The sequence below is a fragment of the Candidatus Methanoprimaticola sp. MG2 genome, assembly GCF_047501175.1.
Taxonomy (GTDB): Archaea; Thermoplasmatota; Thermoplasmata; order Methanomassiliicoccales; family Methanomethylophilaceae; genus Methanoprimaticola.
In genome coordinates, this window is the sequence record NZ_JBEQWH010000002.1 from 32,338 (window position 1) to 48,428 (window position 16,091).

At 58.9% G+C, this 16,091-nt stretch carries 12 protein-coding genes, 1 other RNA gene and 1 pseudogene; 8 read left to right on the plus strand and 6 right to left on the minus strand.

The genetic code is table 11. From position 1 onward, the window contains the following. Window positions 1-266: 266 nt before the first annotated feature. Complete coding sequence (locus V5D86_RS01570; RefSeq protein ID WP_414594945.1) at window positions 267-5,261, minus strand: hypothetical protein; 4,995 nt, start codon at window positions 5,259-5,261, stop codon at window positions 267-269. A gap of 487 nt (window positions 5,262-5,748) precedes the next feature. Further along, window positions 5,749-6,057, minus strand: an RNA gene (ffs, locus tag V5D86_RS01575) — signal recognition particle sRNA. Window positions 6,058-6,581: 524 nt separating this feature from the next. Here ffs and V5D86_RS01580 point away from each other — a divergent pair. The 7 genes from V5D86_RS01580 to twy1 all read left to right on the plus strand — a co-directional run bounded on the left by V5D86_RS01580 (window position 6,582) and on the right by twy1 (window position 12,483). After that, complete coding sequence (locus tag V5D86_RS01580; protein WP_414594946.1) at window positions 6,582-6,710, plus strand: hypothetical protein; 129 nt, start codon at window positions 6,582-6,584, stop codon at window positions 6,708-6,710. Continuing rightward, complete coding sequence (locus V5D86_RS01585) at window positions 6,703-8,337, plus strand: sodium:solute symporter family protein (protein WP_414594947.1); 1,635 nt, start codon at window positions 6,703-6,705, stop codon at window positions 8,335-8,337. Before V5D86_RS01580 ends, V5D86_RS01585 begins: the two co-directional genes overlap by 8 nt. A 110-nt stretch (window positions 8,338-8,447) precedes the next feature. Next, window positions 8,448-8,777, plus strand: a complete 330-nt coding sequence (locus V5D86_RS01590) for a hypothetical protein (protein WP_414594948.1) — start codon at window positions 8,448-8,450, stop codon at window positions 8,775-8,777. A gap of 24 nt (window positions 8,778-8,801) precedes the next feature. Next, the gene (locus tag V5D86_RS01595) at window positions 8,802-9,596 is read left to right on the plus strand and encodes an ABC transporter ATP-binding protein (RefSeq protein ID WP_414594949.1); all 795 of its coding nucleotides are present in this window, start codon (window positions 8,802-8,804) and stop codon (window positions 9,594-9,596) included. Between the two features lie 4 nt (window positions 9,597-9,600). Then, complete coding sequence (locus V5D86_RS01600) at window positions 9,601-10,140, plus strand: zinc ribbon domain-containing protein (RefSeq protein ID WP_414594950.1); 540 nt, start codon at window positions 9,601-9,603, stop codon at window positions 10,138-10,140. Beyond that, on the plus strand, window positions 10,071-11,531 hold the full coding sequence (locus V5D86_RS01605; protein WP_414594951.1) for a replication factor C large subunit: 1,461 nt from the start codon (window positions 10,071-10,073) through the stop codon (window positions 11,529-11,531). Before V5D86_RS01600 ends, V5D86_RS01605 begins: the two co-directional genes overlap by 70 nt. Before the next feature lie 4 nt (window positions 11,532-11,535). Then, on the plus strand, window positions 11,536-12,483 hold the full coding sequence (twy1, locus tag V5D86_RS01610; RefSeq protein ID WP_414594952.1) for a 4-demethylwyosine synthase TYW1: 948 nt from the start codon (window positions 11,536-11,538) through the stop codon (window positions 12,481-12,483). A gap of 555 nt (window positions 12,484-13,038) precedes the next feature. On the opposite strand, the gene V5D86_RS01615 is transcribed toward twy1, so the two are convergent. The 3 genes from V5D86_RS01615 to V5D86_RS01625 are packed head-to-tail and all read right to left on the minus strand — an operon-like array spanning window position 13,039 to window position 14,306. Then, window positions 13,039-13,317 (minus strand): DUF1294 domain-containing protein, encoded by a 279-nt coding sequence (locus V5D86_RS01615; protein ID WP_414594953.1) that lies wholly within the window; start codon window positions 13,315-13,317, stop codon window positions 13,039-13,041. Window positions 13,318-13,319: 2 nt separating this feature from the next. After that, window positions 13,320-13,730, minus strand: a complete 411-nt coding sequence (locus V5D86_RS01620; protein ID WP_414594954.1) for a flavodoxin family protein — start codon at window positions 13,728-13,730, stop codon at window positions 13,320-13,322. A gap of 18 nt (window positions 13,731-13,748) precedes the next feature. Further along, window positions 13,749-14,306, minus strand: coding sequence for a flavodoxin family protein (locus tag V5D86_RS01625; RefSeq protein WP_414594955.1), 558 nt, complete (start codon window positions 14,304-14,306; stop codon window positions 13,749-13,751). 151 nt (window positions 14,307-14,457) lie between these two features. On the opposite strand from V5D86_RS01625, the pseudogene V5D86_RS01630 reads away from it, so the two are divergent. Then, window positions 14,458-14,715, plus strand: a pseudogene (locus tag V5D86_RS01630) (winged helix-turn-helix transcriptional regulator); the annotation flags it as partial. A 38-nt stretch (window positions 14,716-14,753) separates the two neighbouring features. Here V5D86_RS01630 and V5D86_RS01635 read toward each other — a convergent pair. Further along, entirely contained in the window at window positions 14,754-15,155 is a 402-nt protein-coding gene (locus V5D86_RS01635; protein ID WP_414595144.1) for a secondary thiamine-phosphate synthase enzyme YjbQ, read from the minus strand. Window positions 15,156-16,091: the final 936 nt, after the last annotated feature.

The window sequence follows — 16,091 nt, forward strand, 5'->3', positions numbered from 1 at the left end:
TCACATGCCGTCGTGTTGACCGCCCTGTTTTTTGCAGGGCGTAAGGAGGTCTGCGGAGGAATACGCATTTTTGAAACCGCAGTCCGGTTTAGCGTCATTGCGCGAGCATGTGAGGTGTGAGCGTGATGGTGACGTCCCGTGCCCCGGAGGGCACGGGGAAGGTGTTTGCTCTTCAGGATCTATGTGGGTCTCGGGGCCCTTCCGGGCCCCTGTGTTTGCTCTTCAGGTGATTGGTCGATAGCCTTCGCTCATCCGTGTGTTTCCGATCAGCTCCTCATGAGCCTCATGGCGACGATGATTGCCATGACGACGATGAGGACGACGAGGATGATCAGCAGGTAGTCTGTGATGGTCATACCGTCGTCACCGGAGGGTGCGACGGGGGTGACGGGTGCGTCGGACTTCTCGACACCGGACAGCTGGACCATGTACTCCGTACCGGTTCCCTCCGCCTTGTCGCCGGATGCCTCGAACGAGGTTCCGCTGACGTCCTTGCCGTTGACCTTCATGGTGACGTTGCCGTTCCATCCCTGTGCGAGATCGAAGGTTATGGTGTAGTCCCCTGCCTTGACGGTCGCCATGAATCCCTGGATGGTCTTTCCACCCTCGTCTATGGATCCCTTCTTCATGATGTCGCCGTTGAGGTACACGTTGGCGATGCCGTCGTTGGCGTAGACGAAGACGTCGTAGATCTCGTAGTTGACCTCGGCGTAGACGGTCTCGTAGTCCTTCTCTCCGACGGGCTTGTCGTTAGCGGGCTTCTTGTCGGCATCGAGCCACTTTCCGGTGAACTCTGCGTTCTTCACAGGAGCCTTCTCGATCCATCCGATCTGGAATCCGCCGGTGCTGTCGTAGACGGTGATCCAGACGGATCCCTCGACATCGTACGCGGTGGACTTCATGTCCTTCATGGACTCGAGGGTGGACTCGGACAGAGAGGAACCGTTCAGGACGACGATCTCAGAGACGTCCAGCGGTCCGTTGACGGTCGCCGCGGCTCCGGTCGTTCCGTCATCCTCAGTGTCAATAAGATCGTCTATGTCAACACCGATCATCAGACCCTCTCCGTTGAGAGTTCCGGCTGCGGTGGTGTCGGTCTCTGCTGCGACATCGAGCGTTCCGAAGATAGAGACGCCGTATACGGTCATGGTCTCTCCGGAAGCGACCTTGACGGTTCCGTAGATGACGGTGTCGGCTATGGCTGGGAGACCGTAAGACGATGCATCGTTCTCCGAGAGCGTCGCCTTCGTCGGAACGACGACGGTGGCGTCAGCGGACACCTCGGCAGAGACCAGATCGAGAACCGCGACGGTTCCCGACTCGATCTTGAGAGATGCCTTGTCATCCTCGTCGGAGGCATCTCCTTTGATGACCATCCTGTCCTCGTCCCCGTCCTCGGAGGAAATGACCAGGTATCCCACCTTGTTGGCGGCGACGGTCGCATCCGCGACGGTAACGGATCCGGTGAACGTTCCGTAGATGTAGATGGAGGCCTCGTCAAGCGTGATCGAGGATGCGGTCAGTTCCGCACTTCCGATGACATTGATCGTTACGGGCACATCCTCGGTTCCGATGAACTCGACATCTCCGGCCGTGTTCTTTCCGTAGACGTATATGGTTCCGCCATTGATCTCGGCCTCGACATGTGCCGCGACATCGAGAGGGGACACGTAGTCGTAGTCTCCGAGGCTGTTGACGATGGTGTAGTAGGCTCCGGCGATCTCGTAGGTCGCGTAGTCGACGGGCTCCATGCTCATGAAGGTGCCGTTGACGACCATCGCGGAGGTCTTGTTGAGAACGGAAGCCTCCTCGGCGAAATCGGTCTGGGGTGTGACCTCATGGGCGGTCTTGAGCGTACCGTTGACGGTCAGGGTGACACCGTCGTTCAGTTCCAGGTTCTTGGAGTTGGGGACGTCGAGGGTGACACCGGCCTTGATCGTGGCGTTGGCGTCGAGGACGACGGTCTCCTCGGAGGTGATGGTGACGACATCTCCGGACTCCGCCTCGTTCAGAGCGGTGTAGATGTTGGTGTATCTGGAATCGACCTCTCCGATGACGGACACATCGCTGACGATCTTCCCGGCCCTGTTGTCCTTCTTGTTCTCGAACACGAGGGTTCCGTCGACCTCGACGTTTCCGTTCCTGATCGTGGCACCGTTCTTGACGGTGACGACGACATCCCTCTTATCTTCGTTTCCGATGACGATGGTGCCGTTGTTCCTGACGGTGACTCCTGCGGGGATCTCGAGGGTCTCGTTGACCTTGACTTTCCCGGAGGTGGTGATGTCGGTGGCCTTGGAGTCGATCGCGGCCTTGAGGGTGGTGTAGTTGTACACGGTCTCTCCCTCGACGGTGGTCTCGTACATGGCCGCGTTGACGGTGGCGGTCTTGATCTTCTTTTGTGTTTGAATCAGTCCAGTGACGGTGATTTCCCCGCTTCCATTGATTTCCTTGTCGGTATTGGCGGTGAGGGTTCCGGCGACGGACATCTTCCCGTTCACGGTGAGGGTCACGTCTGCGGGCACCACGAGGGTCTCGGGGACCAGGATGCTGGGTCCGGCGACGACAACTGCGCGTGCGTCAGGATCGTCGTTCGCTTCAGAACGCTCATCGGCGATGCCGAGGGTTCCGGAGAGAGCGATGTGGTTCTTGTAGACAGTCTTGTTCTCCTTGTCTTTGTAAGAGGTTATGCTCTCGGTGATGACGATTCCCTTGAATCCAGTCTGATTCTCGGTGATCTTCAGCTCGATCGAGTTGGGATTGGTAACGTATGCGGTATCCTTCTTGAACTCCATTCCGAGGTCGGTGATGGTCAGGGTGTTGTCGTTGTTTCCAGTAAAGCTCTTGATCTCGACGACCGCGCCGTTGGCAGCCATGTTGATCGCGACATTGCCATTCAGGACGGCTCCGTTGAGCGTGACGGTTCCCTTATTGGTGATCCCGTCGTCACCGGTAGTGACCGCAGTACGGACATCCAGGATTCCGCCTGCCTCGACGGTAAGTCCCTCGGTGATCGTCAGGGAGGATTTATCCCCGGAGTCGGCGAGGATCCTTCCGTCGGCCTTGATGGTGACGGTGCTACCGATCGTGACGGCTCCCTCGGACTCGATGGACCCGGCGACCTTGACATTGTCCGCGTCTCTGACCTCGAGGACAGCGCCCTCTTCGACGATGATTCTTCCGTCTATGACCATGGATGCGGCGACGCTGTCGATGATGAGCTTCGATCCACTCTCGATGGTCAGGGTGACACCTTCGTTGACGTGGAAGCTTCCCTCGACGGTGACGGTAGAGTTGTTCTTGATGTTCAGGGTGTCTACGATGGTGACGCTCTCCAGCTGACCGTATGTCTTGTCCGCGGAGATGTCCTCTCCGACGTTCTGTGGGTTCTGGGCCTGGCTGAGGTCGATCTTTCCGCCCTCATAGGCCTTGATCGTGATCTTTCCGGAGATCTTCGCCCCGGTGAACGCCTTCAGTGCAGCCTTGTCACCGACGGTCATCTCCACGGGTTTGTCATTCAGGGGGACGATGGTTCCGTAGATGTAGTTGTCCTCACCCTTGAAGGAGTAGCTGGTGATGTTCTCGTCGAGCTTCACGACGGCACTGCTGTTGATGGTGACGTTCTCGAAGATGACGTTCGTGTTATCTGTATTGCTCTCTTTATCGACGATGACCAGGTTCCCGTTTATCTCGCCAGTGATCTTGACGTCGTTCTTCCAGACCGTGATCTTCCCCTCATCGATGGTTCCGGTGATCTTGATGCTACCCTCGGTGAACTCGAAGCTCCCGCTGAATAGTCCATCCTCGGCCTTTCCGATAGGTCCGAAATGGGCGATGGATCTGTCGGTGTCACTTGTCTCTCCATTCCTCAGGAGAATGTCCAACTCGCCGTTGTTCACGAACTTTCCGGTACCAGTGATGCTGATCTTTCCGGTACTGTTCGTCGTGTCGTCCCTGGCCATAGTCCCATTGTTGGTCAGAACAACACCGTCTCCGACCTTCAGACTCTTTCCGCTCGAGACAACAATCGTGATCCCTTGGGGAATCTCCAGATCGGACGAGAGCTGGATGTCTTCAGTGACCTTGATGCTCGGAACGTTGGCATTGATCATCGTGACGAGCATCTCCTCAGTCTTCACGGACTCAGGTGTGGTAATCGGAATCTCAACTTCTTCTCCGTTGATTTTCGCGCCCTTGTAAGCTTTGATCGTCCCAGTGGGGGTAACTCCACTGGTCTCGGACCCGGGTGTGGCGGTGAGTGTCGCCCCAGATTTCAGGTCGACCTTCGCGGTGGAATCCTCTGTTTCGATGACTCCTCCGTTGACGATATTTCCTCCGTTACTGACCTCGAGGGTCATAGACTTGGGGATGGTCAGCGTGGACCCTGCATCGATCGAGAGGGTCACGCCGCTGGGGATCGTGACCTTCCCGGTGAGCTTGGCCTCGCCGAACACGGTGATTATCCCGTTGTTCTCAGTGACACTTCCTTTGATCCCGATCACATCGGCGGCGGCTCCAGTGGTCTTCGCCACTGTCGCGGCCCCGTAGGAGAATTTGATCCCGTCGGTTCCGCCCGTCACATCGATCATCGTGACCTTGCTGTTCCCGAATCCGAGTGTTCCTGAGAACTTGGCTCCGTTCGAGATGGTGACAGAGGCTCCGGGCTGGACGGCAAGGACCTTGCCGTCGGTGTCGATGGTGTCGGTTTCGCCGATGGTGAAGGCGGAGGTTATCTTACCTCCCTCGAACCAGACGGCCCCCATCCCTTTACTCTGTATATCAGAGGTCTTCTGCCATCCGTACTTCTCGAAACCGGCAGCATCGACCTTCCCGGCTTCCTCGCTCCAGATCTGGAATCCTGTGCCGAGGTCGTTCTCTCCGGTCAGGGTGAGTTTCGAGGTCTTGTCCACGTTGATGGCTCCCCACTGGTTTCCGTTGGCGGTGATGTCCATGGCTGTGACATTGGAACCGTTCACCTGGATTCCGGCGGCCCCATTGTTGTTGGACGTGACGTTCACGAGCGTCACATCATCAGATTCGTAGATGTTGATCCCGTGGTGGTTCGTGGAATTATTTGCGAGTGATCCCTTGAGGGTCAGGTCATAGATCTCAACGGCTCCGGTGCTGCTGATGAACATTATGTTCTTGTTCTTCGCACCGTCCAGGGCCGTGATGGAGTGACCGTTTCCGTTGATGATGACATCCTCGGCTCCGGTGATCTTGATCTTACCCTCATTATTAGTAGAAGTCTCGTCGGTCAACTTGATTTCGAAGTCTCTCAGAACGTCAATAGTGACGGTGTCGCCGGCTTTTGAAATCGCACTGTTGAGTTTAGAAATCTCTGTAGCGGTGTATGATGTTGGTTTCTCATCACCGATGGTCACCTCGAGCACTTTGGCCGTGTCGTTCTCGGTGACACCCGTTCCGGTATTCGCATCGCTGTCATCGGCAACTGCAGGTACAGCTGCGAAGACCGCGAACGCGATCGCCAGAACGGCGATAGCCGCGAGGAGTTTTGAGCGGCATAGCCCCCCCCCGTGACTTCCAATTTGGTTGTTTTCATGTGTATTCCTCCGGATTTCTCCGGTCAGGCACCTGAACTCTCATCCTCTCCGTACTCAGGTATACACAATGCCTGTCACCGCCCAACGGTCCATCGATATAAACCCTTGCGTGGCGGTTCTTCGGTGCGTGTATCAGGAAAACATGTTGTTTCTCATCGGGAAACATGGAATAATCGGGAATAAGTGCCTGACCACAGGGGTTGACCTAGCCTCTCGGTCCAAGTTTGCCATTCTGCTCCTCGACCCTGCCACCCCGCAAACGTCAGTAGTCCGGAGTGAGGCTGCTCCCGTCAGGACCTGACCCGGTTCCCCCGGTTGATGCGTGAACTGCGACCCTCCGGCCGTATTCGTCGCAAACTCCGACTCTGCAGGACAAGATTTCATTGTCGCTCGATGGGCTTGAACTGTTCAGCTGGGCCGTCCCCTGCTGTCACCCCCGCGTATTGACGATTTCGGGTATAGGGCACGCCAAGCGCCCCGGTCAAGCCAGACGACACCCCAATATGCGACCTCATTAAAAACACTATGGAATGTATGTGCACGATGGGTATTCCCTCACACACGGTTGAAACACTCGTCATGAGTATGCTGAGAAGATCAATATCTTCTATCCGCCAGGTGACTTAATCTCAACGACCTGGTCGGTCAATCCTCGTATGCGGGAGATATATCCCGGATTGCATCGGTCTCTTTGGGATCGGATGTGGTTTCATGGACGGACGGTAACTTGTGAATCCGAAAAATAGGCATGGACTCCTGGGTACACCATAAAGGTGCAGTGCCATGGGTGTGCTACTTATCGACAAGGGGTATGTCCCGATATATGTCAGAACTTTCGATTAGCATTTCCGACATAAAGTCTGATGTGCTGGAACACAGGGGTATTCGGTCTCATCTATGGATGCTGAATGAAACAGCCGGCAGATGGACCATATGTCCAATCATCACCCTTTAAGTACCAGAGACACATGCTCGGATTAGCGTGCTAAGTGTTAGCACGGTACATACGGTGACAAAATGGCGTTCTTCGGACTGACCGACCCATGGATAATCGGAGGATATGTTCTCAGCATACTGAGCGTGATCTTCTGCTGCGGATATGCTGTGATCAGAGGTATAAGGGCGGAGGATGAGGAAGATGAGTGACGGTGTCGATCTGGTCACGTTCGGGTCCATGGTCGCCGTCTTCGTCGTGGTGACCCTCGTCCTCGGATGGTACGGTTACAAGAACACCAAGAGCAACGAGGAGTTCCTTCTCGGAAGGAGCAAGGCCGGGCCGGTCATCCTCGCCCTCTCGTACGGTTCCACCTTCCTCTCCGCGTCCGCGGTCATAGGGTTCGGCGGACAGTCCGCCGTCCACGGTATGTCGCTGATGTGGCTGTGCTTCCTCAACCTGTTCGTCGGACTCATCGTGGCGTTCCTCGTCTTCGGAGGGCGCACCAGGCGCAAGGGCAGGGAGTACGGCGCGTCCACGTTCGCCGACCTCCTCGGCAAGATATACCATTCCAAGGGGATCCGCGGGTTCACCGCGGTGCTCATCATCGTGATGATGCCCATCTACGCCGCGGCCGTCCTGAAGGGCGGGGTGAACTCGCTCGCCACCATCACCGGCCTGAACGAGTACTACGACATCATACTGATCGCACTGTCCGTCATAGTAGCCGTCTACGTCGTGTACGGCGGGATCATCGCGGTCATGTACAACGATGCCCTCCAGGCCGCGATCATGTTCGCGGGAATGGTGGTCATCCTCCTCGTCACCTTCTCCTACTTCGGAGGGGTGACCGTCGCGAACACCAGCCTCGGGGACCTCTGGGGCACCGTCGGGGAGTCCGCCAACGGGACGCTCCCGGGATTCAACGGATGGACCAGCTTCTCCGACTTCGGGTCGATGGAGTGGATGACCGTGGTGACCACGTTCCTGCTCGGTGTGGGCATTGGGGCGCTCACCCAGCCCCAGCTCGCCGTCCGCTTCATGTCCGCCAAGACCGACAGGGACCTCAACAAGTCCCTGCTGGTCGGGTCGATATTCATGATGGTCATCGTCGGGTCCGCCTACACGGTCGGGTCCCTGAGCAACGTGTACTTCTTCAACGAGCACGGGACCATAGCGTTCGACTACATCACCGGCCTCGGCCTCGGGACCGACTTCATCATCCCGCAGTTCATACTGGAGATCTTCTCCAACGCGACCTTCGGGGACATATTCGTGTCTCTGTTCCTGCTGTCCCTGGTATGCGCCGCGATCTCCACGATCAGCGCGCTGCTCCACACCATCGGGGCCGCGGGAGGGTACGACCTGTTCACCCTGTACCAGAACTGGAAGGGAAGGCTCAAGGGCGACTCCCAGAGCATCAACCTCAACAGGGTATGTATCGTGGTGATCATGGTTCTGATGGTCGTGTACTGCTACCTGATGCCCAAGGACATCATCGCCAAGGCCACGTCGGTCTTCATGGGGATGACCGCTGCCGCGCTCCTGCCCGCATACTTCCACGGACTGTACTCCAAGAGGCCCTGCAAGAAGGCCGCCCTGGCCAGCATCGCCGTGGGCACCGGGTCCTACCTGTTCCTCGCACTGTTCATCAACAAGGGCACCAGCGTGTTCCTGCCGATCTGCCAGCTCCTGACGGGGAGCCCCGTGCTGTTCCCGGACTCCATACTGGCGTCCGCGGACCCCTTGATCATCTCCCTCCCCCTGTCCATAATCGCCATGGCGGTGATGCTGATCATGGAGAGGAGGACGGCCTCCGCGGAACCCGATGTTTCGTGAACAATAGAAACACTCTTAATTTCAAAAAACAGAACTTAAATAGGATGTTGCGTCATCCTGCCAAGCACACAAACCTTTGTGTGTATTGGCAGGATGGCGTGTGATAGACAATGGCTCAAAGAAAGACCACCGGTGCTGCTATTTTCGAGGAGAAGCACATGATCTCCATCATCTTGTATCTGGCCACCAACGGTCCGAGCCGCAAGATAGACATCTACGAGGGCGTGTCGTCCAACCCCCGCATGCCGGACAAGCTGAACGCCCTGGAGAGCACCGGGCTGGTCGTCCAGTACATGGACCCCGTGTCCAGGTCCACCATCGTCAACCTCTCCGACATGGGCTCGCAGGTGGCCGACCTCCTGATGTCCGTCGACAAGCTCATCCGCACCGCATCCCCCGCCGACGTGCGATCCGACCTGCGACCGCTTCGCGAGGGTTAAGTATCCCGCGGTATTCGTGTCAGCATGGACAAGGCGCTGGAGCTCAGGAACGTCTCGGTGGTCAGGGGCGGCGACCGCATCCTGAGCGGCATAGACCTGGACATCTTCAAGGGCGAGAACGTCGCCGTCATCGGTCCCAACGGCTCCGGCAAGACCACACTCATAAAGCTCCTGCGCGGGGACATCCGTCCCTACTACGACGAGGACAGCCCGGCCGTCATGCGCATATTCGGCCAGGACCGCTGGAACCTGTTCGAGGTGCGCGGTAGGATGGGCGTCGTCTCCATGGACCTCCAGTCGATGTTCAGGGCCGACACCACCGTGGCCGAGGTGGTGTGCTCCGGTTTCTTCAACAGCCTGGACGTCTTCAGGAATCACTCGCTCACGGACGACATGAGGAGGGCGGCCCTCGAGGCGGCGGTCACGATGGGGATAGAGGACCTCATGTCCCGCCCGACCGAGAACCTCTCCTTGGGGGAGATGAGGAGGACGTTGATCGCGAGGGCGCTCGTGACCAAGCCGGACCTCCTGGTCCTGGACGAGCCCATGACCGGGCTGGACATAGTCATGAGGTCCAAGTTCAGGGCGATGTTCGACATACTCATCGGGACCGGGGTGAGCATAGTGATGGTCACCCACGAGCTCACGGACATACCATCCAGCGTCAGGAGGGTCGTGATGGTCCGCGACGGGGCCATCTTCGCGGATGGTCCGAAGGAAGAGCTCCTGACCGATGATAAAGTATCCGATTTATACGGCGAGCCGATCGAGGTCGAGGTGTCCGACGGTATATACAGGATGCACCTTCGGGGAGCTTGATCGAATGACCTTGATATGTGGAGAGTGCGGCGGCGTCATACCCGCGGACATGGACTTCTGCCCCCGTTGCGGCAGCCTCCGCTCCAACGCCCGCGTCGTCAACGACGGCAGGACGGTCGGGGAGTGCCCGAGCTGCGGAGGACCGCTCGGCCCCGACGACCTTTACTGCGGGAGGTGCGGTTCGAAGATCAGTACGGGAACGGCATCGCAGGGCGTCATGAGGCCCAGAAAGAACGCCAACCTGGCGATAATGTTGGCCCTGATCCCCGGGTTCTTCAACGTCTTCGGCCTGGGCCACTTCGTCCTGAGGCAGTACTCCCGCGGGATCATGTTCCTCGTGATCTCCGTGGTGCTCTGGTACCTGGGAGGATGGAAGCCGTTCCCGAGCTCGCTGCTCCTGACCGTGCTGACGATATGCGTCTTCTTCTACCAGGCGATGGACATACTCCGCCTGTCGTACACGAGGGAGGGCCGATGCCGGACTGGACCGAGAAGTACCGCCCTCAGACGCTTGACGGCATCATCGGCAACCCGACCGCGGTGAACACGCTGCGCGCGTGGGCCAGGTCCTGGGAGTCCGGCATCCCCGAGATGCGCGCGGTCGTCCTCATGGGCCCTCCGGGCGTGGGCAAGACCACGTCCGCCGAGGCGCTGGCGAGGGAGATGGGCTGGGGCATCGTGGAGATGAACGCATCGGACCAGAGGAAGGGGTCGGCCATCGAGGGGATCGCCGTGCGCGGGTCCCAGTCCAACACCTTCGACTCCGACGGCTCCTATCTGGACGCGGGGTCCGGGGGGAGGAAGCTCATCGTCCTGGACGAGGCGGACAACTTCTTCGGCAACAACGACCGCGGTGCGATACCGGCCGTCAACGAGCTGATAGCCACCACTAAGCAGCCGGTCATACTGATAGTCAACGACTTCTACGGTCTCAGCAGGAAGAGCAGCGCCATAAAGACGAAGACGTTGCAGATAACGTTCAAGAGGCCCATGGCCTCGACGATCGCAAAGGCACTCTACAGGATCGCCGAGCAGGAGGGCGTCGAGGTGGACCCGGAGGCCATGGAGGCCATCGCGGAGAACGCGTCCGGGGACATGCGCGCGGCCGTGAGGAACCTGGAGTCCATGGCCATAGGCCAGGACTCGGTCACCAAGGAGATGTCCGACGGGCTCTCCCACCGGGACAGCAGGACCGACCTGTTCGGGATGCTCTCCGCGGTCTACCGCAGGACCGACCCGGCAGGCGCCCGCAGGGCCCTGCGCGAGGTGGACGAGGACCCGCCGACGAAGCTCCTCTGGATCGACGAGAACCTCCCCACGGAGTTCCTGGACCCGGGGGACCTGGTCCGCGGGTACGACAAGCTCTCCAAGGCGGCGATCTATCTCGGACGTGCGGGGAGGCGCCAGTACTTCGGGTTCTGGTCGTACGCGTCGGACTTCATGTCCATCGGCCTCGCATCGTCCAAGATGTCCGACAAGGTCGGCAGGGAGAGGATGAGGTTCCCCGGGTACATGACGAAGATGTCCCGCAGCAGGGGCATCCGCGGCACCAAGGGCACCCTGGAGCTGAAGCTGGCCGCGGCCATGCACACCACCGCGTCGCGCGTGGACCGCGACGTGGTCCCGTACCTGTCCCAGGCCGCCGTTGCCGACCCGGCGCTCCGTGCGGGCCTAGTGGCCGACGTCGGTCTCGACGAGAACGAGCTGGGATTCCTGATAGGGAAGAAGTCCGACTCCAAGGACGTGAAGGCCGCCATGTCCGAAGCGGAGCGGATCCTGGAGGAGCGCGCGCTGGCATCCCGCGCATCGATGCCCGCGCCCGAGCCGGTCCGTATCGACGCGCCGGTCAGGGTCGAGCCCCCGGCCGCGCCCGAGCCGGAACCGAAGGCCCCCGAAAGCAGACCAAAGGCTCAACGCAGCCTATTCGATTTCTGATACCATGGAAGAAGGTTACCGCGATCTCCTGATCAAGCAGCAGTACAGGCTGTACAACGACCACTCCGCCGTCAAACTGTGCCATTGGATGAAGGAGAGCATGCTGAGGGAGCGCCACTGCTACAAGCAGGACTTCTACGGCATCCAGTCCCACAGGTGCCTCCAGATGACACCCGCCATCAACGAGTGCAGCCACCGCTGCACCTTCTGCTGGAGGGTCCAGGAGCACGACTTCGAGGTGAAGGAATGGGCGGAGCCCAAGGACATGCTCGACAACCTGATCGAGCAGCAGAGGAAGCTCGTGTCCGGGTTCAAGGGCGACCCCAGGTGCGACATGGAGAGGTTCGAGGAGGCCAGGAACCCCAACCAGGTCGCGATATCCCTGGCCGGGGAGCCGATAACCTATCCGTACCTGTCCGAGTTCCTGAAGGAGTGCCACGGCCGCGGGATGACAACGTTCATGGTCACCAACGGCACCTACCCGGAGAGGCTGGAGTCCCTGGACGTCCTCCCGATGCAGCTCTACGTCACCGTGGCGGCACCGAACCCCCAGGTGTACAGGAGGGTCTGCCGTCCGAAGATATCCGACGGGTGGGAGAGGATCATGCGCACCCTCGAGCTCCTGCCATCCCTGGACACGAGGACGGTCATCCGTCACACGCTTGTGAAGAACGAGAACTTCGGATGGCTGGACGAGTACGCGGCCCTGGACAGGATCGCGGACCCGGACCTGGTGGAGCCCAAGGGATACGTGTTCGTCGGCGGTTCCCGCACGAGGCTGACCATAGACTGCATGCCGTCGTTCGCGGAGGTGAAGGACTTCTCCAACCAGCTCGGGCAGAGGATAGGCATGTCCATCATCAACGAGCGTGAGGACAGCCGCGTGGTCCTGCTCGGACAGCCCGGCATGGAGACGGACGTCCGCAAGCTCCACGGCCTGGACCTGATGTGACCTTGGCGGCACTCCGATGGGTCAGGCGTTCCAAGCACAGGGTATTTAAGCTCAATCATCGGTAAAGACGTTGCAGGTCGCCCCCTCGGCGACTCACTGGGGGATGTGGTCCCTCGATCACTCACCCCTACATCTTCTGCGATTCGCTGTCGATCCGGGAATGTCCTGAGTCCGTACCATTCCGATTCGGATCCGTTCCTGAGGAGCTTCGGTCACACCATCCTGATAAGGCTGAGATCTCACAGAAGCTCGTCGTCCGTAAGCCGTTATGACCCCGGGATGCAACCAGGATTGCTGTTTCCATCGGGATACCGATGCACGAATCCAATGATGTTTGCATCGATCGCGTCAAGCCACATATGGGGGACAAAATCCCTCACGAGTCGTTGCCGGCAGTGTATTCGCTCCCGTTCCTGTGGTTGCTTCCCCAGTTGTAGAGGCCGTCCAACTCCAGGATCAGATCCTTCCCGAGTGCCGTGAGCTCGTACGTGACCGATAGGGGAACGGTCCCATCGGTCGGAGAAAAGGAGAAAGGCCCTTACGGGCCATGTTTGGTCAGAACGATATCGTTCCGTTGTAGATCAGATATCCGATGACGAGTATGTGGACCACCAGGAACAGGTAGACAAGCTTGAACTTGAGCTTCCTGGTCTTGTGGTGGGCCAGCTCCATGCCGAGGACGCCGCCGAAGGGTCCGAAGAGCGCTCCGATTATGAGCGTGGACTCCTTGGTGCGCCATTTGTCGGCCTTCGCCTTGTGCTTGTCCCAGATGTACATCGCGAACACCGCGACGTTCACGAGGACGTACACGGCGACGATCGGAAGCAGAGGCAAGCTCATCCGGATCGGAGCCTCGCAATGAACTCGTCGACTGCGGCTGGGAATCCGGCCTCGTTCATCTCATCGCTCTTGGTGTTGAAGTACACCGCGTCGGGGATGCCGAGCTGCTCCGCGATCTTGTCGCGCTGGGCGTCTCCCTTCTCGTCGTTGTACATGCACTCGATGAAGAGGTAGGTCTTCTTACCGGCGAGGGCGTCCCTGTTGGCCTCGAGGAACTGGACGAGGGGCTTGTAGGGCTTCCCCGCGTGAACGCCGGTCCCGAAGAGGACCGTGTCGTAGTCGGTCATGTTGATCTTGGTGATCTGCTTGAGGTTGAAGATGTCGGCCTTCAACTCCCTGGCCATGTACTCGGCCACCTCTTTCGTGTGCTTCGTCATTCCGCTTGCGTAGATGATTGCGATTCCCATCCTGTCTCACTCCATTGTTCAGAGCTTTCCAGCCAGTGCCGCGGCCTCCGCGAGGACCTCGGCATTGTCCTTGGCGGGTCCGGAAGGGCCCTCCTTGTAGTTGATGGAACCGACAATCTCGCACTTAAGGAATCCGCTCATGACGCCGCCGATGCCCTTCTCGATGTTGTCCGCACCGGCCCCGGACCCGGAGGTGACGACCACTGCGACCTTCTTCCCCTCGGGGATGTTGGCGACGAAGTTCCCGTCCTTCATCCCGACGTATCCGTAGAAGCGGTCCTCGAGGGTCCTGTACTGGGCGCATGCGAGGCCGAAGTAGTCGGGGGTGGAGAGGATGACCGACTCGGATTCGGCGATGGACTCGAGCACGGGGGTGAGATCGTCCTTCCTGACGCACTTCCCGGCCTTCTTGCATCCCATGCAGGCCTGGCATCCCTTGACGTTCTCGAGCTGGTTCAGGTAGAATACGTTGACCTTCTTTCCGGCGGCCTCGAGGGTCTCCACCATCTTTCCGACGATGGTTGCCCCGTTTCCGTTCTTCCTGGGCGAAGCGATGATTGCTGTTACTTCAGACATGTTTTACCTCAGAGGACTCTATATGTTTTTCATTATAAATATTCGCCTACATAATGTTATTAAGAACCGAAGCGATACCATCATCATGGACTCCGGAACATGCATATCGAGTATGCCGAACGCCAGGTACAACTGCTGTCTGGACGCGGCCATGTCCGTCATAGAGGGCAGATGGAAGTGTACGATCATCTGCATGCTGACGAAATACGGTCCGATGAGGTTCTCCGAGCTCGAGAGGAAGATCGGGGATGTCTCCTCCAGGATCCTCTCCAAACAGCTCAAGGAGCTGGAGGCCGACGGCATGGTAATACGCACCGTGTACCCGGACAGGAAGCTGAAGGTCTCTTACTCCCTGTCCGAGAGGGGCGAGTCCATACTGCCGATACTGGCGGACCTTGCGGAATGGGGCGCCAGGAACAATATGGTCCAGGTCATAGTCCCGACCGCTCAGCACTCCCAGACCTTGACGGCGACGGAACGGGTCCGAGGACCGTCGAACTCGCAGAGGAAGACCCCCTGCCACGTTCCGAGGACCAGGCGGCCGTCCGATACGATGATGTTCACCGATGGCCCAACGCATGACGTCCTCAGGTGCGCATGGGAGTTCCCCTCGGCGTGCCTGTACTCGTCGCGATCGGGGAACGCCCTGTCAAGGCCGTACAGCAGGTCGGTCTTGACGTCCGGGTCCGCGTTCTCGTTTATCGTTATGCCGGCGGTGGTGTGCATGGAGAACACCGTGCACATCCCGTCGGTCACACCGCTTCCCGAGACTATGTCCCGGACGCGGTCCGTGATGTCCACCATCTGCTCCCTTCCTGTCCTCACGGATATGACTGAGTGCCCTGACATGTGTGATGGATGTGGCGCGGGTATATCAATGAAATCAGCGATAGTAACGGCAATGGCATACAGGCTTGTCTGCATAGGCGACGACCGTTCCCGCGAGCTCAGGACGAGATGTTCCAAGTTGAACCTCTACACCATGAAGGCGGACATAAACGGCGTCTGCGTCCAGCTCTACACGGAGAAAAAGGACTACATCGACATGTGGTCCGACAACTTCTATCACATGTCCGACAACGTCCGTTCGCATGCCAGGATATACTGCATGGACGATCCGGACACGGACCTCCATGCCGAGTACGATGTCGCCACCAGGACGATGTTCCTGTTCAACTTCGACTACTATGGATGGGTGAAGAGCATCGCCCTCGGGATCGCAGGGAACATCCTGGAGGACGCCCATTCCATCTACTCCGTCCACGGGGCCGCACTGGACCTGGACGGGAAGGGCGTGACGCTCATAGCGCCGTCCAAGACCGGCAAGACGACCCAGTCGTGGGGCCTTCTCAGAGGGGAGAACACCCACCTGATCACCGACGACTGGTACTTCGTGTCCTTCGGGTCGGGCAGGCCCACCGTGGAGGGGTCCGAGAAGAACTGCTACATCGATGCGGACATCGGGGACGTGTGGGAGGAGTACAGGCCGCTGGTCAAGGAGGTCCGCTTCGACAACAAGGGCCGTGGGATCGGGAACGTCAGATGGGTCGCGGGCGAGGGGTCCGTCATCCGCAGCACGTCCATGCGCTACGTCTTCCTGCTCAAGAGGGACTACGACTGCGAGGCCGGGGTCACCCCCATGGACGCGGAGGATGCCCTCGAGTACCTGAGATGCCACGACTACTGCAACCCCCACCAGCTGGTCCGTGACGACGCCAAGATGGCGTTGCGCGAGGAGTTCTTCAGGAGATACCTGTCGGAATGCGAGACGTTCATGGTCAACAC